The sequence below is a fragment of the Mesorhizobium sp. M4A.F.Ca.ET.090.04.2.1 genome (genome assembly GCF_003999085.1).
GTDB lineage: Bacteria > Pseudomonadota > Alphaproteobacteria > Rhizobiales > Rhizobiaceae > Mesorhizobium.
On sequence record NZ_RZOT01000022.1, the window covers coordinates 1 to 22,985 of the forward strand.

Here is a 22,985-nt window from a genome sequence, read left to right on the forward strand (position 1 = left end):
CCTATGTCGAAAGCGGCCTGCCGCAGTTGTTCTTCGCCGCCACGACCAAGGAACAGCTGCCGGAACGTGAGCGGCTGCTGCTGGCCATGGCCGACGTGACGCCGGAAATGCGCGGCGAGGTCGAGCAGATCGCCAGCGACGCCGACATGCCGCTGGCGCCGCTCTACGGCGCGCTGATCAGCACCGACACCAGCCATCTTTCGGGCGAGAGCCTGAACGCCAGGCTGCGCGAGGCGGCGGATGCCTTCGTCAAGGTGCGCGGCGAGATGAAGACGCTGGCCTCGGACGACCCGCAGGTGACGGCGCTGCGCCGGCAGGCCGAGGAGCAGCTCTCGCTCGGCGCCTTCGACGCGGCGCGTGAAAAACTCGCGGCGGCGGCCGAGATCGACAGCACCTCGCGCAAGGCGCTAAAAGCCAATTTCGTCAGCCGCACACTGTCGGAAGCCGCAACACGCTATCTGTCGGCGGGCGCGGCGCGCGCCGACCTCGACTACGCCGCGGCGATCAGGGACTACGAGGAGGTGCTGTCGCTCTATGGCGAGGCCGGGCAGTCGGCGCTCAAGCTCGACGATGCCGACCGCCAGATCCGCACGCTGGACGAGCTCGGCAAGCTCTACATCACGGTCGGCAACACCGCCGCCGCCGGCCGCGCCTACGAGGCGCTGCTGGCCAATCTCGAGCAGCGCGTGCGGCAGGAGACCGACCCCAGCGTGCGGCGCGACCTCGCCGTCAGCCACACCAAGCTCGGCAATATCAGGATGACGCAAGGCGACCTGCCGGCGGCCCTGGACAATTACCAGACGGCGCGGACGATGCTTTCCGAGCTGACCGCGGCCGATCCCGGCCGGCTGGAATGGTTCGGCGACCTTGCCATGAACGACGACAAGATCGGCAATGTGCTGATGACGCAAGGCAACCTGGCCGGCGCCGCGCAGGCCTACCAGGAAAGCCTGTCGATCAAGAAGGAGCTCGCCGGCCATGGGCCAGAGCGCGACGACCTGCAGCGCGAGCTGACCATTTCCTATGACGAGATCGCCGGCCTTGCCCGTGCCGCCGGCCGGCTGGACGATGCGCAGGCCGCCTATGAGGAAAGCCTGAGGATCCGGCTGGCGCTGGCCGCGAAGCAGCCCGACAATGCCGAGCGGCAGCGCGACGTCTCGGTCAGCCATGACACGATCGGCGATCTCAAGCGCGAGCGCGACGATCCCGCCGGCGCGCTCGCTGCCTACCGGGACAGCCTGGACATCGTCGAAAGGCTGGCAAGCCGCGACCCGGACAACACCGAGCTGCAGCGCGATCTGTCGGTCGGCAACACCAAGGTCGGCAACGCGCTGAACGACCAGGAGAACTGGCCGGCCGCCCTTTCGGCCTACCGACAAGCGTTGTCTCAGGCCCAGGCGCTGGCCGACAGCGATCCGGACAACACGGACTGGCAGCGTGACCTCTCGGTCAGCCTGGAGAAAGTCGCGGGCGTGCTCGCCATCCAGGGCGATCGCAAGGGCGCGCTCAAGCTCTATCTCGACAGTTTCACCATCGTCGACAGGCTGGCCAGGCTCGATCCGGCCAATTCCGACTGGCAGCGCGACCTGTCGATAACACTGTCCGAGATCGGCATGCTGAAGGCCAAGCAGCGCGACATCAAGGGCGCGCGGAAGGCCTTCGAGGACAGCCTGGACATCCGCCAGGAGCTTGCCCAGTCCGACCCCGAAAACGCCACCTGGCAGCGCGACCTGGTGGTCGCGATGATCGATTATTCTCAGGTCGCGAGGAACCCGAGGGCCGTGCTTTCCGAGGCGCTCGAGCGGACGCTGGAGCTCGACCGCAGCGGCCGGCTGGCGCCGCGATACAAGTTCATGATCAAGTTTCTTCAGGATCGGCTGGCCAGGACAAAATAGCCTGCGGCGCGGCCGCTTCCGGACAGCCGGCTTTCCCGCCTGGAAATGCCGGCAAACCTTGGAAAAACCGGCATTTGCGCCTATATCTAGGACATCAAAACGGCGCGATTCGGAGCCAGTTTCCAGCGCTGGACCAGCAGCCATCAATCAGACAGGTTTTCATGAGCGATCAGACTGAAAGCGCCAATGGCGCGGAAGCCGAGTACGGCGCCGATTCCATCAAGGTTTTGAAGGGGTTGGATGCCGTGCGCAAGCGGCCGGGCATGTATATTGGCGACACCGACGACGGCTCGGGCCTGCATCACATGGTCTATGAGGTGGTCGACAACGCCATCGACGAGGCGCTGGCCGGCCATGCCGACCTGGTCTCGGTGACGCTCAACCCTGACGGTTCGGTCACGGTCATCGACAATGGCCGCGGCATTCCGACCGACATCCACCCCAGCGAAGGCGTCTCGGCGGCCGAAGTGATCATGACGCAGCTGCATGCCGGCGGCAAATTCGATCAGAACTCCTACAAGGTGTCGGGCGGCCTGCACGGCGTCGGCGTCTCGGTGGTCAACGCGCTCTCGGCTTGGCTCAAGCTCAAGATCCGCCGCAATGGCGAGATCTTCGAAATGGGCTTCACGCACGGCAATGCCGACGCGCCGCTCAAGGTCACCGGCGGCTACGAGCAGGACAAGCGCCCCGGCACCTATGAGGGCCGCAGTGGCAGCGAGATCACCTTCTTCCCGTCGGCCGAGACCTTCACCATGGTCGAGTTCGACTATGGAACGTTGGAGCACCGGCTGCGCGAACTCGCCTTCCTCAATTCCGGTGTACGCATCGTGCTGACCGACGCCCGCCATGCCGACCTGGTCCGTCACGAGTTGCACTATGACGGGGGCCTGGAAGAGTTCGTCAAATATCTCGACCGGGTCAAGAAGCCGCTGATTCAGACGCCGATCGCGATCCGGGCCGAGCGCGACGGCATCACCGTCGAGGTGGCGATGTGGTGGAACGACAGCTACCACGAGAATGTGCTGGCCTTCACCAACAACATCCCGCAGCGCGACGGCGGTACGCATCTGGCCGGCTTCCGCGCCGCGCTGACCCGGCAGATCACCGGCTATGGCGATGCTTCCGGCCAGACCAAGAAGGAAAAGGTGTCACTGACCGGCGACGACTGCCGCGAGGGTCTGACGGCAGTGCTGTCGGTCAAGGTCCCGGATCCGAAATTCTCCTCGCAGACCAAGGACAAGCTGGTCTCCTCCGAGGTCCGCCCGGTGGTGGAAAGCCTCGTCAACGAGGCGCTCGGCACCTGGCTGGAAGAGCATCCGACCGAAGGCAGAGTGGTGGTCGAGAAGGTGATCCAGGCGGCGGCGGCCCGCGAGGCGGCGCGCAAGGCGCGCGACATCACCCGCAAGAGCACGCTCGGCGTCACCTCGCTGCCCGGCAAGCTCGCCGACTGCCAGGAGCGCGATCCGGCGAAGTCCGAAATCTTCATCGTCGAGGGAGACTCAGCCGGCGGCTCGGCCAAGGGCGGCCGTTCGCGCCAGAACCAGGCCATCCTGCCGCTGCGCGGCAAGATCCTCAACGTCGAGCGCGCTCGTTTCGACCGCATGCTGAGCTCCGACATGATCGGCACCCTGATCACCGCGCTCGGCACCTCCATCGGCAAGGACGAGTTCAACGCAGACAAGCTGCGCTACCACAAGATCATCCTGATGACCGACGCCGACGTCGACGGCGCGCACATCCGCACGCTGCTGCTCACCTTCTTCTTCCGTCAGATGCCGGAGCTGATCGAGCGCGGCCATCTCTACATCGCCCAGCCGCCGCTCTACAAAGTGACGCGGGGAAAAAGCTCGCAATACCTCAAGGACGAAAGCGCCTATGAGGAATATCTGATCGATTCCGGGCTGGAGGAAGCGTCGCTGACGTTGGGCTCCGGCGAGGTGCGGACCGGCCAGGACCTGCACAGCGCCATCGACGACGCGCTGGCTGTGCGCCAGCTGATCAACGGGTTGCACACGCGCTACAACCGCAGCGTCGTCGAACAGGCGGCGATCGCCGGCGCTCTCAACGCCGATGTCCTTGCCGATCTCGGCCGCGCCAACGCCATGGCCGAGCGCGTCGCCAAGCGCCTCGACCTGATCGCCGAGGATACCGAGCGTGGCTGGACCGGCCGCCTGTCGACCTCCAATGACGGCGTCGGCGGCTATGTGTTCGAGCGCACGGTGCGCGGCGTGAAGGAGTTCGTGCAGCTCGACGCCGGGCTGATCAATTCGGCCGATGCGCGCCAGCTCGACCGCTATGCCTCGCGCCTGGCCGAAATCTACAGCGAGCCGCCCGTGCTGCGCCGCAAGGAGGTCTCCGAGACCATTGCGGGACCGCTGGCGCTGCTCAACGCGGTGTTCGCGACCGGCCGCAAGGGCCTGACCATGCAGCGCTACAAGGGCCTTGGCGAGATGAACGCCGAGCAGCTTTGGGAAACCACGCTGGACCCGAACGTGCGCTCGCTACTGCAAGTCAAGGTCACCGACGCCACCGACGCCGACTCGCTGTTCTCGCGGCTGATGGGCGATGAGGTGGAGCCGCGGCGTGAGTTCATCCAGGACAATGCGCTGTCGGTCGCCAATCTGGACATCTGAAGCCGGCTTATGACAGCGCCTCGGTGGAGCAAGTTGCTCGCCGAGGTGCCGAGCAACTAACGGGTCGACTTCTCGATCGCGCTCAAAGCGGATAGCCCGGCCGGTTTGCCAGCCCTATCCTGCATCGACGCCGAACATCTCCCTGGCCTGCTCGGCCGTATAGTAGCCGAGCCTGACATCCTCGGCGACCAGCTTCGGGTCACGCTCGCCCGGATCGCCATAGCCGCCGCCGCCCGGGGTGCCGACGCGCACGCGGTCGCCGGCCTTGAGGGAAATGTCCTGCTCCTTGGACAGATGCGGCGGCACATGCGCCTCGCCGCCGCGGAACACCGTCACCGTATTGGGCGCGCCATCCTTGCCGCCGAGCGCGCCTTGCGGGCCGAAGCGGCCATGGTCCATGACGAAGGAGGCGCGGGCATCGCCGCGCAGGATCTCGACCTCGTAGGCCAGACCGAAGCCGCCGCGCTGCTTGCCGGCGCCGCCCGAACCTTCGCGCAGCGCATAGTGGCGGTAAAGCACCGGAAAAGCCTGCTCCATGATCTCGACCGGCGGCGACTTGGAGATGCCGATGGTCGAGCAGCCATTGGTCAGGCCATCATGGCCGGCATTACCGCCATAGCCGCCGCCGGAGATCTGGTACATGACATAGTCGCGGCCGCGCGCCGGATCGTTGCCGCCGAGCGCGAAATTGCCGCTGGAGCCGGCCGGGGCGGCCGTCACCTTGTCCGGCAGCGCCTGGACCATGGCCGCAAAGACGGCCTCTGCGATGCGCTGCGAGACCTCCGCCGCGCAGCCCGAGACCGGACGCGGATAGCGGGCGTCGAGGAAGGTCCCTTCCGGCCGCTTGACGTCAAGCGGCTCGAAGGCGCCGGCGCTGATCGGCACATCCGGGAAGATATGCCGCATGGCGAGATAGACCGACGACAGCGTCGTCGCCAGCACACTGTTCATCGGCCCGGCGCAGGGTTTCGAGGAGCCGGCGAAGTCGAAGGTGAGCGTGTCGCCCTTTTTCTCGACGGCGAGCGCAATCGTCAGCGGCTCGTTCACCACGCCGTCGGAATCGACGAAGGCCTTGGAGCGGTAGACGCCGTCCGGAATGGCGGCGATGTTGGCGCGCATCTGGTCGGCGGCGCGGCGGCGCAGCTCGGCGATCGCCTCGATAACCGTTTCATTACCGTAACGATCCAGGATTCCGTTGAGCCTGTCCTGTCCGATCAGCAGTGCCGCGGCCTGGGCGCGGATGTCGCCGATGCGCTGGTCGGCGACGCGGATGTTGGAGCAGATGATGGCGTAAATCTCCGGATCGAGCACGCCCTTCTTGAACAGTTTCACAGGCGGCAGCCGCAACCCCTCCTGCTCGACGGCGGTGGCCGAAGCGGAAAAGCCGCCCGGCACCGAACCGCCAATGTCCGGCCAGTGGCCGGTGTTGGAGAGCCAGCAAAAGATCTTTTCGCCGCGGTAGACCGGCATGACGAAGCGCACATCCATCAGATGGGTGCCGCCGAGATAGGGATCGTTGACGATGTAGATGTCGCCCGGCTCGGGCGCCAGGCAGCGGCCATCGGCGATCATCTCGATCACGGTTTTCGTCGAATACTGCATGACGCCGACGAACACCGGCAGGCCCTGGCTGCCCTGCGCGATCAGCGAACCGTCAACCGCCGAATAGATGCCGTCGGAGCGGTCATTGGCCTCGGCGATGACGGGCGAGAACGCCGCGCGGGAAAACGTCAGATCCATCTCGTCGCAAACCTGCTGCAGTGCCGCCTGCAGGACCGAAAGCGTGATGGTGTCGAGCGTGCTCATCTCAGGCCTCGCCGATGTCGATGATGATGTTGCCGTCGGCATCCGCGCGTGCCGTGTCGCCGGGCTCGAGCACGGTGGTGGCGTCCATCTGTTCGAGGATCGCCGGTCCTTCGATGACGGCATCGAGCGGCAGTTTTTCGCGGGCATAGACAGGCGTGTCGTGCCAGGTGCCGTGATACCAGACCGGCCTGGTCTCGCGCCGGGCTTCCTCTAGCGTCGCCGCGCGCCCAGCCGGGTCGATCAGCCGCGAGAGATCGATCGCCGGGCGCACACCGGTGACCGAGGTGTTGAGGTTGACGAGGTTGGCGCGGATATCCGGCAACTCGACCTTGAAGCGGGCGAAATAGGCCTTTTCGAACAGAAGCTGCAGCGTCGCGCGGGTCACGGTAGACAATGGCAGCGGCACGTTGATGATGTGCGTCTGGCCGACGAACTGCATGTCGGCGGAGTGTGTGACGCCGATCATGTCCGGCTTCACCGCTTCCTTGGCAATCAGCTCCTCGCCTTCGCTCCGGTGCCGTTCCAACACCTCGTGAAGCAAGGCTTCATCGAGCAGCGCCACCGGCTGGTTGATCGTGTTGACGAAGTCATGCCGGAGATCGGCGACGACGCAGCCGAGCGCGTTGGTGATGCCTGGCCGCGCCGGGACCAGCACCTTTGGCAGCCCAAGCTCACGGGCGAGTGCCGTCGCGTGCAGAGGCCCGGCGCCGCCGAAGGCGAATAGCGCGAAATCGCGCGGGTCGTGGCCGCGCGCCACCGAGACCATGCGGATGGCGCCGGCCATCTTGATGTTGCCGAGCCTCAGGATTGCGCCTGCCGCCTCGACGCCCGAGAGGCCGGTGCGCTTGCCGATCCTGTCTTCGAATATGCCGGTGACGCGCTCGACGGTGACCGGATTGTCGACGGCGAGCAGTTTCTTCGGCGCCAGCCGCCCCAGCACAAGATTGGCGTCGGTGATGGTCGGCTCGGTGCCGCCGCGCCCGTAGCAGATCGGGCCCGGATTGGCGCCGGCGCTTTCCGGGCCGATCTGGATCAGGCCGGCCGCGTCGACACGCGCGATCGAGCCGCCGCCGGCGCCGACCGTATGCACCGCCACCATCGGCACATGGATCGGCATCGCATATTCTATCTCGATCTCGTTCGACACCGCGGGCTCGGCATTGCGAATCAGCGCCACGTCGGTCGAGGTGCCTCCCATGTCGTAGGTGACGAGGTTCTCGAAGCCGGCGCGCTTGCCCGTATAGGCGGCCGCGATGACGCCCGAGGCCGGGCCGGACATCACCGTCTTTGCCGATTCCCGGGTGACGAAGCGGGCCGAGATCATGCCGCCATTGCCGTTCATGATCAGGAAGTCGCGGGCATAGCCCTTCGCGGCGAGTTCCTTGCGAAGCCGCTCGACATAGCGCTCCAGGATCGGCTGCACCGAGGCGTTGACCGAAGCGGTCACGCCACGCTCGAATTCGCGCGCTTCCGACAGCAGCGCATGGCCGGTTGTGATGTAGCCGTTCGGCCAGATCCCCCTTGCGATCTCGGCCGCGCGCTGCTCATGCGCAGGATTGGCGTAGGAGTGCAGGAAGTGGATGACGAGTGACTCGCAGCCGGCGTCCAGCAGCCTCTGCACCGCATCACGCATGCCTGCCTCGTCGAGCGGGACGCGAACCGCCCCTGATGCCTCGACGCGCTCCGCGACTTCGAGCCTGAGATCGCGCGGAATGACCGGCACAAATGTCCCCGTCATGCCGTAGGGCTGCGGCCTCGTGCGCCGGCCAAGCTCGATGACGTCGCGAAAGCCGAGCGTGGTGATCATGCCGGTCCTGGCCAGCCGGCGTTCTAGCACCGCGTTGGTGGTGGTGGTCGTGCCATGCACGATGAGGTCGATGCCGTCGACAGCAAAGCCTGTCGCGCCGAGCGCCGAAACGACGCCGAAAGCCTGGTTCTCGACTGTAGTCGGGGTCTTGGCGATATGCACCTTGCCGGCATCCTTGCCGTCGATCAGGATGAGATCGGTGAAGGTGCCGCCGACATCGATGCCGGCGACGACGCTGCCCAGGGAATCCCGCGGTTGCGCCGAAAAATTCTCTTTCATTGTCGAAACCCGAAATGCGCGGACTACGGATATGCCTCGGTTTGGAAAGGCGTTTTACGCTACCATCTTGACGCAAATATCATTTGTATACTAATAAATTCCGGACACAAGAGCTTACCGCTTGGCAGTGTGCGAGGAGCACGCCGGAACCTGACCGTTCGGGCGCGCAGGAGAAGGTTTGGCGCCAGCGCCATAAGCCTGGGCCAGAAGGTTGGGTTTGATGAACACGACACCCGCGTTGAACGCCGCCGGCGCCAAGCCGCTGCAGTTCCCGATTCCGGCCAATGTCTATGCCGAAACCGTCGTATCGGTGAAGCATTACACCGACCGTCTGTTCTCGTTCCGCATCACCCGGCCGCAGTCGCTGCGCTTTCGCTCCGGCGAGTTCGTCATGATCGGCCTGCCCAATGCCGAGAAGCCGATCTTCCGCGCCTATTCGGTCGCCAGCCCGTCCTGGGACGACGAGCTGGAATTCTTCTCGATCAAGGTGCCGGATGGTCCGCTGACCTCCGAGTTGCAAAAGATCCAGGTCGGCGACACCGTCATCATGCGCCAGAAGTCAACCGGCACGCTGGTGCTCGACGCGCTGACGCCCGCCAAGCGCGTGTTCATGATCTCGACCGGCACCGGCATCGCGCCCTTTGCCAGCCTGCTGCGCGATCCCGACACCTATGAGAAGTTCGACCAGGTCATCCTGACCCATACCTGCCGCGACAATGCCGAGCTCACCTATGGCCAGGAACTGGTGGCGGCACTCGAGAGCGATCCGCTGATCGGCGAGCTGACCGGCGGCCGCGTCACCCTCTACAATTCCACCACGCGCGAAGAGTCGGCGCGCATGGGCCGCATCACCGCGCTGATCGGCTCGGGCAAGTTCTACACCGACCTCGGCATCGACAAGCTCAATCCCGAGACCGACCGCATCATGATCTGCGGCTCGATGCACATGCTGAAGGACGTCAAGGAACTGGCCGAAAGCCTCGGCTTCCAGGAAGGTTCGCTCAGCCATCCCGCCAGCTTCGTCGTCGAGCGCGCCTTCGTCGGCTGAGCCGTAGCCGGGAGGCTTCAGCTCCCGCTCAAATCCGTTTTGACCATGCGGTCAAAAATCAGCTGATTTCGCGGCCTTTTTCCGCTATGAGCCTTTTGAGGACTCGTGGAGCACTGCTTCACGGGCTATCTTCGTGCGTGTCGCCCAAAGCTGTCGAGTGGTCTTGGGGAACGACGCGCACGAAGCATTAAGCGCAAGCCGCTGAATGGAAGGGCAGGAGATGAGCAGCACAATCCGCGACGCCGACCTCGGCGCGTCCAAGGTCACCTCGCTGCCGGCGCGCGCCGCCGCCAACACGCCCGTGCCGCAAGGCCATATTGCGCGCAATCCCGGCATGCGGCTCGATCTCGGCTTCCTGGAATCGGTGCGCAGCGTCAACCGTTCGGCGCTGGAGCGCCGCGTCGCGACGCTGACCAAGCGACGCTCGATCAAGGCCGACAACCAGGCGGCCTGGCTGCTGCGCGCCGTCGCCTGCATGGACCTGACGACGCTGAACTCCAATGACACCGACGAGCGGGTGCGCCGGCTCTGCGCCAAGGCGATCAACCCGTTCCGCCGCGATATCGTCGAGGGGCTGGGCATAGAAGGCGAAACCATCCGGCCGGCCGCGGTCTGCGTCTACCATCCCTTCGTCGCCACGGCCGTCGATGCGGTGCGCGGCACCGGCATCCATGTCGCTGCCGTGTCCACCGCCTTTCCGCACGGCCTGGCGCCATTGTCGACGCGCCTGCAGGAGATCGAGGCCTCGGTCCGCGACGGCGCCGACGAGATCGACGTCGTCATCCCGCGCGGCCTGGTCTATGGCGCAAAATGGCAGGAGCTGTTCAACGAGATCGTCGCCATGCGCGAGGCCTGCGGCGACGCGCATCTCAAGGTCATCCTTGGCACCGGCGACCTCGCCACGCTGCGCAACGTCATGCTGGCCTCGATGGTGGCGATGATGGCGGGCGCCGACTTCATCAAGACCTCGACCGGCAAGGAGAGCGTCAACGCCACGCTTCCCGTCGGCCTCGCCATGGTGCGCGCCATCCGCGCCTATTTCGAGGAGACCGGCTACCTCATCGGCTTCAAGCCGGCCGGCGGCATTTCCACCGCCAAGGTCTCGCTCGACTGGCTGGTGCTGATGAAGGAAGAGCTTGGGCGACCGTGGCTGGAGCCGGAGCTGTTCCGCTTCGGTGCGTCCAGCCTACTCACCGACATCGAGCGTCAGCTCGAGCATCATTTGACCGGGCACTATTCGGCCAACCATCGCCACGCGATGGCCTAGCCCGCGAAGTCGCCCGCCAAGAACCAAAAACCTTCTGCGGTAGGAGCGCCCCATGAACATTCTCGAACGCTATCACGCCATGGAGTACGGCCCGGCGCCGGAGGCGCGCAACGAGGCGGATGCCTGGCTCGCTGGCCGCGACTTCTCCAAGGCGCTGTTCATCGGCGGCGAGTGGAAGGCAGCCGCCGGCGGCAAGACCTTCGAGACCAGCGAGCCGTCCTCCGGCAAGCTGCTCGCCAAGCTTTCGGATGCCGGCGCCGCCGACATCGATGCGGCGGTCGCGGCCGCCACGAAGGCGCTGCCGAAATGGAGCGCCAGCTCAGGCTATCAACGCGCCAAGGTGCTCTACGCCATCGGCCGCGCCATGCAGCGCCACCAGCGCCTGTTCGCGGTGCTGGAATCAATCGACAACGGCAAGCCGATCCGCGAGAGCCGCGACATCGACGTGCCGCTGGCCATCCGCCATTTCATCCACCATGCCGGCTGGGCGCAGGCGCTGGACAGGGATTTTCCCGATCACAAGGGTGTTGGCGTCGTCGGCCAGATCATTCCCTGGAATTTCCCGCTGCTGATGCTGGCCTGGAAGATCGCCCCGGCGCTCGCCGCCGGCTGCACGGTGGTGTTGAAGCCGGCAGAATTCACGCCGCTGACCGCTGTCCTGTTCGCGGAGATCTGCGAGCGTGCTGGAGTTCCCAAGGGCGTCGTCAACATCGTCCAGGGCGGGCCGGAAGCGGGTGCGGCGATCGTCAACCATCCCGGCATCCAGAAGATCGCCTTCACCGGCTCCTCCGAGGTCGGCAAGATCATCCGCAAGGCGACCGCCGGATCGGGCAAGAAACTGTCGCTGGAGCTCGGCGGCAAGTCGGCCTTCCTCGTGTTCGAGGACGCCGATCTCGACAGCGCCGTCGAGGGCCTGGTCGACGGCATCTGGTTCAACCAGGGTCAGGTCTGTTGCGCCGGCTCGCGCCTGCTGGTGCAGGAAGGCGTCGCCGATGCCTTCATCGCCAAGGTCAAGGTGAGGATGAGCCGGCTGCGTCTCGGCAGCCCACTCGACAAGACCACCGATATCGGGCCGCTGGTCGACCGCAGCCAGCTCGACCGGGTCAAGGGGCTGGTCGCCGAAGGAGCAAAACAGGGAGCCGTCTGCTGGCAGCCGGACGCGGCCTTGCCGTCTTCCGGCTACTACCACCTGCCGACGCTCGCCACCGGTGTTTCGCCGGCTAATATACTTGCCCAGGAAGAAGTCTTCGGCCCGGTGCTGGCAGTCATGAGCTTCCGCAACACCGAGGAAGCGATCGATCTCGCCAACAACACACGCTATGGGCTTGCCGCTTCGGTCTGGAGCGAGAACATCAACCTTGCGCTGCATGTCGCGCCACAGCTGAAGGCCGGCGTCGTCTGGGTCAACGGCACCAACATGTTCGACGCCGCCTGTGGCTTCGGCGGCTACCGCGAAAGCGGTTTTGGCCGCGAGGGCGGACGCGAGGGCATGTATGAATATCTGGCGGCGAAGCTGCCGCTCGGCCCGGTCATCAAGGCAGCGGCTGCCGCTTCAGCTCAGCCTGTTGAACAGGCCGATGGCACCGTCATCGACCGCACGGCAAAGCTGTTCATCGGCGGCAAGCAGGTCCGGCCGGACGGCAACTATTCGCTCGCCATCGCAACCTCCAAGGGCAGGCTTGCCGGCGAAGTGGGTCTCGGCAACCGCAAGGACATCCGCGATGCGGTTTCCGCTGCCCGCGCATGCAAGGCGTGGCCGGAGGCGACCGCATTCAATCGCAGCCAGGTGCTTTACTATCTGGCTGAAAACCTGTCCGGCCGCGCCGACGAGTTCGCCGCCCGTCTGGTCCAGCTGACCGGCGTGACGGCGAAGGCCGCGCGCGAGGAGGTCGAGCAGTCGATCGAACGATTGTTCCTCTATGCCGGCCTGACCGACAAGTTCGAGGGCCGCGTGCACCAGCCGCCGGCGCGCGCCGTCACGCTTGCCCTGCACGAGCCGGTCGGCGTCGTCGGCGTCGTGGCGCCCGACAATCAGCCGCTGCTCGGCTTCATCTCGCTGGTGGCGCCGGCGCTCGCCATGGGCAACACCGTGGTGGCCGTGCCTTCCGAGCGGCATCCGCTGCTCGCCACCGATCTCTATCAGGTAATCGAGTATTCCGACATTCCGGCTGGCGCCATCAACATCGTCACCGGCCGCAGCGCCGAGCTCGCCGGCGTGCTGGCCAAGCATGACGATGTCGACGGGCTCTGGGTATTCGCCGATGCCGAGACCTGCGCCAAGGCGGAGGCCGACTCCATCGGCAACCTCAAGCGCGTCTGGAGCGGCAATGGCCGCGGCCTCGACTGGGCATCGGACGACGCCGCCGGCGAGGCGTTCCTGCGCCGTGCCATCGAGGTAAAGAACGTCTGGGTGCCCTACGGCGATTGACACCTGACCGGTGCGGCGTTTGTCGCAGCCTTCGGGCTTGACGGGTTCGGAAATGTTCTTTACCGAGAAAAAACAATTGGCCTCCAGCAGACAGCGGCTCAGGCGGAACCATAGTGTCCGCCTGGCACATTGCGTCCCGCCTGGCTGCCGCTAAAACGCTCGCGAGAACCTGGAGAGAAAGAATGGCGGATCTGGCAGGCAAGGTGGTTGTTGTCACCGCGGCGGCGCAAGGCATCGGCCGGGCGAGCGCACTGGCTTTCGCCAAGGCCGGCGCCATGGTCCATGCCACCGACATCAACGAGGCGCTGCTCGCCGAACTCGCCAGGACGTCAGGCATCAAGACCCGCAAACTGGACGTGCTCGACGACGCGGCGGTCAACGCCGCGATCGCCGAGATCGGCCCGGTCGACGTGCTGTTCAACTGCGCCGGCTTCGTCCATGCGGGCTCGATCCTCGAGATGAAGGACGCCGACCTCGACTTCGCCTTCAACCTCAATGTGCGCGCGATGATCCGCACCATCCGCGCCGTGCTGCCGGGCATGCTGGAGCGCGGCGACGGATCGATCATCAACATGTCTTCGGTCGCCGGCGCCGGCAAGGGCGTGCCCAACCGTTTCGCCTATGGTGTCACCAAGGCCGCCGTCATCGGCCTGACTAAGGCGATCGCTGCCGACTATGTCGCCAAGGGCATTCGCTGCAATGCCATCTGCCCGGGCACGGTCGAGAGCCCATCGCTGCAGGACCGCATGCATGCGCAGGGGGATTACGAAGCGGCCCGCGCCGCCTTCATCGCCCGCCAGCCGATGGGACGCCTCGGCACGCCCGAGGAAATCGCCGATCTCGCCGTCTATCTGGCCGGCGCCACCTATACGTCAGGGCAGGCCTACAATATCGACGGCGGCTGGTCGATCTGACCTCGGTCCGGAACGGTCCGGATCGGTCCGGATCGAGAAGTCTGAAAATCCCGCGCGCCGGCTGCCAGAAGCGGCGTCCGTGCTTGCCCGGGACCGGCGCGATGGGTACGGTCCGCCCGGTTTCCGCAAGGGAGCCGTCGCCTCGGCGGAGAGTTTGCAAACGGCCACGGGCCGCAAGTAGGAGAAAAATCCAGATGAAACTGCTGCGCTATGGCGAGGTGGGGAGCGAACGTCCCGGCCTGCTCGATGCGGATGGGACGATCCGCGACCTCTCGGCCCATGTCGCCGACATTGGCGGCACGGCGCTTCATCCGGAATCGCTGGATAAGCTGTCGAAGCTCGATGCGAAATCGCTGCCGGCGGTTTCCGGCAAGCCGCGCATAGGCGCCTGCGTTGCCGGCACCGGCAAGTTCATCTGCATCGGCCTCAACTATTCCGATCATGCCGCCGAGACCGGCGCCACAGTGCCGCCGGAGCCGATCATCTTCATGAAGGCGAGCTCGGCGATTGTCGGGCCAGACGACGATGTGCTGATCCCGCGCGGCTCAGTCAAGACCGACTGGGAGGTCGAGCTCGGCGTCGTCATCGGCAAGACCGCGAAATATGTCTCGGAAGCCGAGGCTCTGGATTATGTTGCCGGCTACTGCGTCTCGCACGACGTGTCAGAGCGCGCCTTCCAGGCCGAGCGCCAGGGCCAGTGGACCAAGGGCAAGAGCTGCGACACGTTCGGCCCGATCGGCCCCTGGCTGGTCACCAAGGACGAGGTGGCCGACCCGCAGAACATCAAGATGTGGCTAACCGTCAACGGCAAGACGATGCAGAACGGCTCGACCAAGACCATGGTCTACGGCGTCGCCTATCTGGTCTCCTATCTCAGCCAGTTCATGTCGCTGCATCCGGGCGACATCATCTCCACCGGCACGCCGCCCGGCGTCGGGCTCGGCATGAAGCCGCCGGTGTTTTTGAAGGCCGGCGACGTGGTCGAACTCGGCATTGAGGGCATGGGCCAGCAGAAGCAGACGTTCAAGGCGGACGCGTAAGGCGCGACCTTGCCTTCTCCCCTTGCGGGAGAAGGTGGCCGCAAAGCGGCCGGATGAGGGGTGTGACGGATCTCGGCGCTGCCAAGCGCCCGGGATGCCTTCAATCCTAGAGGGCGCACTCCGCTGGAACACCCCTCATCCGTCTCGGCGCTACGCGCCGATCCACCTTCTCCCACAAGGGGAGAAGGCGAGGTCGCGCCTACTTCAACACTCTCCCATCCGCTCCAAACCGATACGTCTTCGCCGGATCCGGCGTCGCATAGAGCGTCGAGCCCGGCTCGGCGTTGTAGACCCCGAAGATGCGCACGGTGAGCAGCCCGGCCTTCTCGCAGTCGAGATAGAGGTTGGTGTCGGCGCCGAGATGCTCGGCGTGCACCACCGTGCCCTTCCAGGCGCCTGATGTCGTGTCGACGGTCAGGTGCTCGGGCCGTACGCCGACGGTCTTCGCCGTCTCGCCGAGCCTGGCGCCGTCGATGAAGTTCATCTTCGGCGAACCGATGAAGCCGGCGACGAATTCATTCGCCGGCGAATTGTAGAGCTCCATCGGGCCGCCGATCTGCTCGATGCGGCCGGCGTTGAGCACTACGATCTTGTCGGCCAGCGTCATCGCCTCGACCTGGTCGTGGGTGACGTAGATCATCGTCGCCTTCAGACGGCGATGCAGCTGCGCGATCTCCAGCCTGGTGTTGACGCGAAGCGCTGCATCGAGGTTCGACAACGGCTCGTCGAAGAGGAACAGCTTAGGCTCGCGCACCACGGCGCGGCCGATGGCGACGCGCTGGCGCTGGCCGCCCGAAAGTTCGGCCGGACGCCGCTCAAGATAGGGCTCCAGAGACAGCATCGAGGACGCGACGCCGATGCGGCGGTCGATCTCGGCCGCCGGGGTGCCGGCCTGCTTGAGGCCGAGGCTCATATTGTTCTTCACCGTCAGATGCGGATAGAGCGCATAGGTCTGGAACACCATGGCGATGCCGCGCTTGGCGGGCGGCGTGACGGAGACGTCCTGGCCGTCGATCACAACCCGGCCCGAGGTCGAATCCTCAAGCCCAGCAATGACCCTCAGCAGCGTCGACTTTCCGCAGCCGGAAGGGCCGACGAAGACGACGAACTCACCGTCATTGACCTCTAGGTCGATGCCTTTCAGCACCTCGACCGGCCCGAAAGCCTTTTTCACTTTCTCGATGTTCAGCGAACCCACGGCGGACCTCCAAATTTATGCGTGGGCGCCAAGGCACCCCCCTCTGTCCTGCCGGACATCTCCCCCTCAAGGGGGGAGATTGGCAGCTTCGTCCAAGGCATCCGCCTTGCAACGTTGGTGATTGGCGAAAGTAGATGCGATAGTCGATCTCCCCCCTTGAGGGGGAGATGGCCGGCAGGCCAAAGGGGGGCGCCGTAGAGTGCAACCTCTGACGATAGTTCCCTTGTCACAACCGCACCACCTTACCGCTGCGCACGCTTTCGTCGGCGGCGAGGCAGACGGCGAGCGACTTGACCGCGTCGTCCATATGCCGGGTGAGGTCGATGTCCTCGCGGATGGCCTTGAGCAGGAAGGCCTGCTCGAGGTCGCAGAGCTCCTGATGGCCGGGCTCGCCTTCCATGGACAGCAACTCGTCCTGTTTCGCGAATCTGCCGTCCGCCCCGGTCGCCGCGCTGTGCAAGCGGATGGTCGAGGTCTTGGTGTGGGTGTCGATGTCGTCGGATTTGATGCCTTCCTTCATGACGATCGACACGCAGCCCTTGGGCGAGATGACGTCCTTCACGAAGAAGGCGGTCTCCGAGATCATCGGACCCCAGCCGGCCTCATACCAGCCGACCGAGCCGTCCTCGAACAGCACCTGCAGGTGGCCGTAATTGTACATCGAAGGCGCGACCTCCTCGGTCAGCCTGACCCCCATGCCGCGCACCTCGACCGGATTGGCATCGGTGATCTGCAGCATGACGTCGAGATAGTGCACCCCGCAGTCGACGATCGGCGACGTCGTCTGCATCAGCTGCTTGTGCGTGCCCCAGGTGTGGCCTGACGATTGCTGGTTGAGGTTCATGCGGAACACGTAAGGACCGCCGAGCTTGCGCGCCTCGGCGATCAGCCTGACCCAGGACGGATGGTGGCGCAGGATGTAGCCGATCACCAGCTTCCTGCCGTTGGCCTTGGCGGCGGCGACGACGCGTTTGGCGTCGGCCACCGTGGTTGCCAGCGGCTTTTCGACAAAGACATGGCAGCCGGCCTCGAACGCCCGCACCGCATAGTCGGCATGACTGTCGGAATAGGTGGCGATCGCGGCAACATCAGGCTTCTCCTCACGCAACGCGTTCTCGAAGGAACGCCTGATGCCGTAGCCCGAGAGCCCTTCCGGCAGCGGCACGTCGGAGCGGTTGACGAGCGCGGCGATCTCGAAGCCCGGATTGGTGTGATAGGCCAGCGCATGGCTGCGGCCCATATTGCCGAGCCCTGCGACGACAACGCGAAGAGGTTTTTGCGAACTCACTTCACGGCTCCCGAGGTGATGCCGCGGATCAGCTGCCGCGAGAAGATGACGTAGAGGATCAGCACCGGCAGGATCGCCAACGACAGCGCCGCCAGGATCGCGTTCCAGTTGGTGACGAACTGGCCGAGGAAGAGCTGGGCGCCGAGCGTCACCGTCTTGGTCTCCTCCGACGGCGCGAGGATCAGCGGGAACCACAGGTCGTTCCAGATCGGGATCATGGTGAAGACGGCAACCGTCGCCATGGACGGGCGCACCAGCGGCAGCACCAGCCGGAAGAAGATCGTGTATTCCGACAGACCGTCGATGCGCCCCGCATTCTTCAGATCGTCGGACACCTGCTTCATGAACTCCGACAGAATGAAGATGGCGAGCGGCAGGCCTTGCGCGGTGTAGACCAGGATCAGCGCTGTCAGCGTGTTGACCAACCCGCTTGCCACCATCAGTTGCAGGATGGCGACCGTGCCAAGGCGGATCGGGATCATGATGCCGAGCGCCAGGTAGAGCCCCATCATCGTGTTGCCGCGGAAGCGGTATTCCGACAGCGCGAAGCCGGCCATGGCGCCGAACAGCAGCACGAAGAACAGCGAGGCGACGGTGACGACGAGGCTGTTCTGGAAATAGTGGATGAAGTCACCCTGGCCGATCACCGTGGTATAGCCGATCAGGTCGAAGGTCTTCGGCGTCGGCGGCGTCAGCGGCGCGCCGAAGATCGCGGCGCGCGACTTGAACGAATTGACGATGACCAGGATGACCGGAAACAGCGCGATCGCCGTATAGGTCAACAGGACGGCGTGGGCGCCGATGGTGCGGGGAAGCGAATGGGTTGCAGTGCTCATGGCGCGCCTCAGAACTGATACCGACGCAGGCGCGTCTGGATGAGGAACAGGTAGACGCAGACGCCGCCGAGGATGATCAGGAACATCATCGTGGCGATCGCGGCGCCCATGTTGGGGTCGCCGACCTGCAGCTGGAAGCCGAAGAAGGCGCGGTAGAGGAAGGTGCCGAGGATGTCGGTCGAATAGTTCGGCCCGGCGAGCGCCCCTTGCGCGGTGTAGATCAGGTCGAACGCATTGAAATTGCCGACGAAGGTGAGGATCGAGATGATGCCGATCGAGGGCAGGATCAGCGGCAGCTTGATCTTCCAGAACTGCGCCATGCCGGTGACGCCATCGCATTCGGCGGCCTCGATCACCTCGTCCGGGATCGACAGCAGCGCGGCATAGATCAGCATCATCGGGATGCCGACGAACTGCCAGACCGAGACAAGACTGAGCGCGGTCAACGCATATTGCTCCTTGCCCAGCCAAGGCGTGAACAGGCTCTTCAGGCCGACGAAATCGAGCAAATGCGGCGCCACGCCCCACAGCGGCGACAGGATCAGCTTCCAGGCGAAGCCGACAATGACGAAGGACAGGATGGTCGGCACGAAGATCGCCGTGCGGTAGAAGGCGGCGAACCGCAGCCTTGGGCTGGAGAGCAGTGCGGCCAGCAGCACGCCGATCGGGTTCTGCACCAGCATGTGGATGATGAAGAACCAGACATTGTTCCTCAGCGCATTCCAGAAGCCCACTGACCAGTTAGGGTCGCCGAACAGCGTGCGGAAATTGGCGAGTCCGACGAAGACCTGGGACTGCTCGATGTTGCGGAACAGCGACAGCTGCAGCGTGCCGGCAAGCGGCAGGATCATGATCGCCGTGTAGACGAGCACGGCCGGCGCCAGGAAGACGGCGATGTGCCAGCGGATCGGTCTTTTCGGTCGTGTTTCTGCGGCCATGAGTTCGGTCCCCGCCGTTCAACGTCTTGGCGAAATGGTTGACGGCAGCGCTGCCCCTCACCCTTACCCTCTCCCCGTGAAGGAGAGGGGGGCGCCGGCGGTGCGGCAAGTCCCTTCTCCCCGTCACTATACGGGGAGAAGGTGCCGGCAGGCGGATGAGGGGCGGCGCCGTCGTTTGCGGTCGATGCTATTGAAAACCGCAGGGCCATTCACTCGGAACGACCCTGCTTGCTGCCCGAGGCTTTACTTCGCCGGCTTGTACCAGCTGTCGAGGCCGTCCTGCAGCTTCTTGGCGGCCGCTTCCGGCGTGTCGGTGCCGTTGATGACATTGGCCGATTCAACCCAGGTCTCGTTCTCGAGGTTCGGCGTGCCGCGCCCCAAAATCTGGTAGGTCGAGCGGATCGTGGACTTGCACTTGCCGCGCCAGGAGACGAATTCCTGCGCCAGCGGGTCTTCCATCTTCACCGGCGTGCTGTTCAGGCTGAAGAAGCCCGGAAGCGCGTTGGCGTAAATGGTGGCGAAGTCCGGCGAGGCGACCCAGGACAGGAACTTCTTGGCCGCATCGGCGTTCTTCGACGCTGCGTTCAGACCCATGCCGATATCGGTGTGGTCGGAGATGTAGCAGGTGTCGCCGGCCTTCTGCACCGGCGGCGGGAAGGCCCCCATCTTGAACTGCGCCTGGGTGTTGAACAGCGCGATTTCCCACGAGCCGGCCGGGTAGATGGCGGCGCGGCCGAGCGTGAACAGGTTCTGGCTGTCCGGATAGGTCTGGGCCTCGAATCCATCGCCGAGATAGGGCTTCCACTTGGCCAGTTCCTTGTAGGGCTCGACCCAGTCGGCGTCGGTCAGCTTCTGCTCGCCCTTGATCAGTGCCTGGCGGCCTTCCTCGCCCTTCCAGTAGTTCGGGCCGATGTTCTGGTAGCCCATGGTCGCGGCTTCCCAGAGGTCCTTGGTGCCCATCGCCATCGGGATGTAGGTGCCGTCGGCCTTTATCTTGTCGAGCGCGGCGTAGAACTCCTCATTGGTGGTCGGCACCTTGATGCCGAGCTTGTCGAAGGCGTCCTTGTTGTAGATGAAGCCGTGGATGACCGAAGCCATCGGCACGCAGAACGTCGCCTTGCCGTCGTCGGTCTGCCAGGCAGACTTGGCCACGGGAGAGAAATTCTCCATGCCCGGCAGCGCCGACAGATCGGCGAGATTGCCCTTCTGGTAGAGCACCAGCGACTTGTCGAACGGGCGGCAGGTGATCAGGTCGCCCGCCGAGCCAGCGGTGAGCTTGGCGCCGAGCGCGGCGTCATATTCGGTCGGCGCCGACGGCGCGAACACCACCTTGATGCCCGGGTTCTTGGCTTCGAAGGCCGGGATCAGCTTGTCCTTCCAGATGGTCAGGTCGTCGCCGCGCCAGCTTTCGATGTTGAGCGTAACGTCATCGGCATAGGCCACCCCGGCGGAGCCGAGGATGCTTGTGCCGAGCAGAAGGGCCGTCAGTAGTTTGGTCGTCATTTTCAGTCTCCCTGTTGACCTTTTTCAGGTTCGGTTTTGATGAGAACAGAGGCTAGCGCCCCTTGCTCCCCTCGATCGCGGAAAGGGCCGGCCGGAGCTTGCGGCCGGTCCCTTCCAGTATCTTCTCGGCCGCATCGGCGTTGGCAGCACCCGCGGCGAGCAGAATGGCGGTCTTAACAACGCCGCCGCTCTTTTCGAGCAGGCGCGCAGCATCGTCCCTGCCGCACCCGCCGATGGCGGCGACGATGCGGGCCGCGCGGTCGCGCAGCTTGATGTTGTCGGCGGTGAGGTTGACCATGTAGCCGTCATGGACATGGCCGAGATGAATGGCGGCCAAGGTCGATAGCATGTTGAGGGCGATCTTCTGGGCGGTGCCGGCGCCCATGCGCGTCGAGCCGGCAATCAGTTCGGGCGGCGTCTCGAGCACGATCGCGACATCGGCCAACCGGAACAACGGCACGTCCCTGTTGTTGGCGATGGCAATGGTCGCGGCGCCCCGGCTCCGCGCGTCCTCGAGTGCGGCGACCGCATAGGGCGTCGAGCCGCTGGCGGAGATGGCGATCAGGCAGTCGCCCTCGCCGATTCCGGCGGCGGCGACCGCGGCCGAGGCCTCATCGGTGTCGTCCTCGGGTCCGCCGGCGAGCGTATGGAAGGCCTCGTCGCCGCCGGCGATCAGGATGGCGATGCGGTCGCGCCCGATACCGAAGGTGCCGGGAAGCTCCAGCGCGTCGGCAACCGCCATCAGGCCCGAACTGCCGGCCGCCGCATAGGCGAGCCTGCCGCCGTCCTTCAGGCGCTCCGCGACGATTTCGGCTGCAGCGGCTATGGCGGGAATGGCGCCGCGCACGGCCTTCGCGGCCTCGATCTGTGCATCGGCAAGAAAGGAAAGGATGGCGTCCGGAGCCTGGATATCCAGCCCCTCGGCATTCTGGTGATGCGCTTCGGTGCGCTTCTCGGCCATCCGATGTCCTCCAACTGACAAAACAATACCAAAAAAATACCACTTGTCCACATCGATTAACGAAATTCGTTGCCTCAAAATCGTCTTGCCGGCAAAATATCGTGGTTTTTCAATAAAATACGCCTTAATCTTTTTGAAAGCGAAATTAACTCTTGGCTATTGGTATTTTATTGGTATTATCCGTCCGGAGGAGAAATCGCGTGAATTTCGTACTTGGCATCGATGGCGGCGGCACCAGCTGCAGGGCGGCCCTTGCGACCGCTGACGGCGTCGTGCTTGGCCGCGCCAAAAGCGGCGCCGCCAACATCCGCACCGACCTCACCGGCGCCAGGACCAACATCGTCGAGGCGGCAAGGCAGGCCTTCGTCGCCGCCGGCAAGGATCCGGAACTCATCCCGCAAACGCCCGCCATTCTCGGCCTCGCCGGCGCCAATGTCGGCACTTACAGGCAGCAACTCGAAGCGATCCTGCCGTTCAGCGCCAGCCGCGTCGAGACCGACGCCGAGATCGCGCTGGAGGGTGCGGTCGGGCCCAGCGACGGCGCCATGGCCATCCTCGGCACCGGCACCGCCTATATGGCGCGCAAGGCGGGCAAGTCACGCGCCATCGGCGGCTGGGGTTTTCAAGTCGGCGACCAGGGCAGCGGCGCCCGCATCGGCCGCGACCTGCTGGAGCAGTCGCTGCTCGCCTATGACGGCATCCGTCCTGCCTCGCCCCTCACCGAGGCGATGCTCGCCGTCTTCCGCAACAACCCGGAGGACGTCGTCGAGTTCACCACCAATGCCAAGCCCGGCGACTTCGGCGGTTTCGCGCCAAAGGTGTTCGACCATGCCGCCAAGGGCGATCTTGTCGCCAACTGGATCCTCGACAAGGCGGTTGCCGATGTCGAAGCCTCGCTCGGGGCGCTCGACCTTGCCGACGACACACCGCTCTGCCTGCTCGGTGGGCTGGCGCCGCTCTACGCGCCGCGGCTTTCGGCGCGTTACCAGACGCTGCTGAAGCCGGCGCTCGACGATGCGCTGGGCGGCGCCGTTCAGATGGCGGTGCGCATCTTTGCCTCTGGTTCGGGGGCCGCCCGATGAGCGCCGCCGACCAGATCTTCGCCATGCTGAAGGAATCGTCACAAAGCGGCGCGCCGCTCTAC

Annotated in this window: 16 protein-coding genes; 8 read left to right on the top strand and 8 right to left on the bottom strand. The window is 65.0% G+C overall.

Annotated features, from left to right (window positions below; all coding sequences use genetic code 11):
- A partial coding sequence (locus tag EN781_RS03305) for a tetratricopeptide repeat protein (RefSeq protein WP_127399771.1) occupies nucleotides 1–1,895 on the top strand: 1,895 nt, incomplete at its 5' end.
- 161 nt (nucleotides 1,896–2,056) lie between these two features.
- On the top strand, nucleotides 2,057–4,528 hold the full coding sequence (gene gyrB / locus EN781_RS03310) for a DNA topoisomerase (ATP-hydrolyzing) subunit B (protein WP_126056900.1): 2,472 nt from the start codon (nucleotides 2,057–2,059) through the stop codon (nucleotides 4,526–4,528).
- A 114-nt stretch (nucleotides 4,529–4,642) separates the two neighbouring features.
- On the opposite strand, the gene EN781_RS03315 is transcribed toward gyrB, so the two are convergent.
- Nucleotides 4,643–6,334 carry a hydantoinase B/oxoprolinase family protein gene (locus tag EN781_RS03315; protein ID WP_126056901.1) on the bottom strand — a complete coding sequence of 564 codons (1,692 nt, stop codon included), beginning with the start codon at nucleotides 6,332–6,334 and terminating at the stop codon, nucleotides 4,643–4,645.
- Between the two features lies 1 nt (nucleotide 6,335).
- A complete protein-coding gene (locus EN781_RS03320; RefSeq protein WP_127399772.1) occupies nucleotides 6,336–8,420 on the bottom strand; it encodes a hydantoinase/oxoprolinase family protein in 2,085 nt (694 codons plus the stop codon).
- Between the two features lie 220 nt (nucleotides 8,421–8,640).
- On the opposite strand from EN781_RS03320, the gene EN781_RS03325 reads away from it, so the two are divergent.
- From EN781_RS03325 to EN781_RS03345, 5 genes are all read left to right on the top strand, one after another.
- Nucleotides 8,641–9,468 carry a ferredoxin--NADP reductase gene (locus EN781_RS03325; protein WP_126056903.1) on the top strand — a complete coding sequence of 276 codons (828 nt, stop codon included), beginning with the start codon at nucleotides 8,641–8,643 and terminating at the stop codon, nucleotides 9,466–9,468.
- A gap of 220 nt (nucleotides 9,469–9,688) precedes the next feature.
- Complete coding sequence (gene deoC, locus EN781_RS03330; protein ID WP_126056904.1) at nucleotides 9,689–10,735, top strand: deoxyribose-phosphate aldolase; 1,047 nt, start codon at nucleotides 9,689–9,691, stop codon at nucleotides 10,733–10,735.
- A 52-nt stretch (nucleotides 10,736–10,787) separates the two neighbouring features.
- The gene (locus EN781_RS03335) at nucleotides 10,788–13,163 is read left to right on the top strand and encodes an aldehyde dehydrogenase family protein (protein WP_127399773.1); all 2,376 of its coding nucleotides are present in this window, start codon (nucleotides 10,788–10,790) and stop codon (nucleotides 13,161–13,163) included.
- A gap of 182 nt (nucleotides 13,164–13,345) precedes the next feature.
- On the top strand, nucleotides 13,346–14,077 hold the full coding sequence (locus EN781_RS03340) for an SDR family oxidoreductase (RefSeq protein WP_126056906.1): 732 nt from the start codon (nucleotides 13,346–13,348) through the stop codon (nucleotides 14,075–14,077).
- Nucleotides 14,078–14,271: 194 nt separating this feature from the next.
- Nucleotides 14,272–15,117, top strand: a complete 846-nt coding sequence (locus EN781_RS03345) for a fumarylacetoacetate hydrolase family protein (RefSeq protein ID WP_126056907.1) — start codon at nucleotides 14,272–14,274, stop codon at nucleotides 15,115–15,117.
- A gap of 199 nt (nucleotides 15,118–15,316) precedes the next feature.
- On the opposite strand, the gene EN781_RS03350 is transcribed toward EN781_RS03345, so the two are convergent.
- The 6 genes from EN781_RS03350 to EN781_RS03385 all read right to left on the bottom strand — a co-directional run bounded on the left by EN781_RS03350 (nucleotide 15,317) and on the right by EN781_RS03385 (nucleotide 21,841).
- Complete coding sequence (locus EN781_RS03350) at nucleotides 15,317–16,315, bottom strand: ABC transporter ATP-binding protein (protein ID WP_126056908.1); 999 nt, start codon at nucleotides 16,313–16,315, stop codon at nucleotides 15,317–15,319.
- 226 nt (nucleotides 16,316–16,541) lie between these two features.
- Nucleotides 16,542–17,603 carry a Gfo/Idh/MocA family oxidoreductase gene (locus EN781_RS03360; protein WP_126056909.1) on the bottom strand — a complete coding sequence of 354 codons (1,062 nt, stop codon included), beginning with the start codon at nucleotides 17,601–17,603 and terminating at the stop codon, nucleotides 16,542–16,544.
- Nucleotides 17,600–18,439, bottom strand: coding sequence for a carbohydrate ABC transporter permease (locus EN781_RS03365; RefSeq protein ID WP_126056910.1), 840 nt, complete (start codon nucleotides 18,437–18,439; stop codon nucleotides 17,600–17,602). Before EN781_RS03365 ends, EN781_RS03360 begins: the two co-directional genes overlap by 4 nt.
- Before the next feature lie 8 nt (nucleotides 18,440–18,447).
- A complete protein-coding gene (locus EN781_RS03370; protein WP_126056911.1) occupies nucleotides 18,448–19,377 on the bottom strand; it encodes a sugar ABC transporter permease in 930 nt (309 codons plus the stop codon).
- 243 nt (nucleotides 19,378–19,620) lie between these two features.
- A complete protein-coding gene (locus EN781_RS03380) occupies nucleotides 19,621–20,880 on the bottom strand; it encodes an ABC transporter substrate-binding protein (protein WP_127399776.1) in 1,260 nt (419 codons plus the stop codon).
- Between the two features lie 52 nt (nucleotides 20,881–20,932).
- On the bottom strand, nucleotides 20,933–21,841 hold the full coding sequence (locus tag EN781_RS03385; protein WP_126056913.1) for an N-acetylmuramic acid 6-phosphate etherase: 909 nt from the start codon (nucleotides 21,839–21,841) through the stop codon (nucleotides 20,933–20,935).
- 200 nt (nucleotides 21,842–22,041) lie between these two features.
- On the opposite strand from EN781_RS03385, the gene EN781_RS03390 reads away from it, so the two are divergent.
- Nucleotides 22,042–22,923 carry an N-acetylglucosamine kinase gene (locus tag EN781_RS03390; protein WP_126056914.1) on the top strand — a complete coding sequence of 294 codons (882 nt, stop codon included), beginning with the start codon at nucleotides 22,042–22,044 and terminating at the stop codon, nucleotides 22,921–22,923.
- The last annotated feature ends 62 nt before the right edge of the window (nucleotides 22,924–22,985 follow it).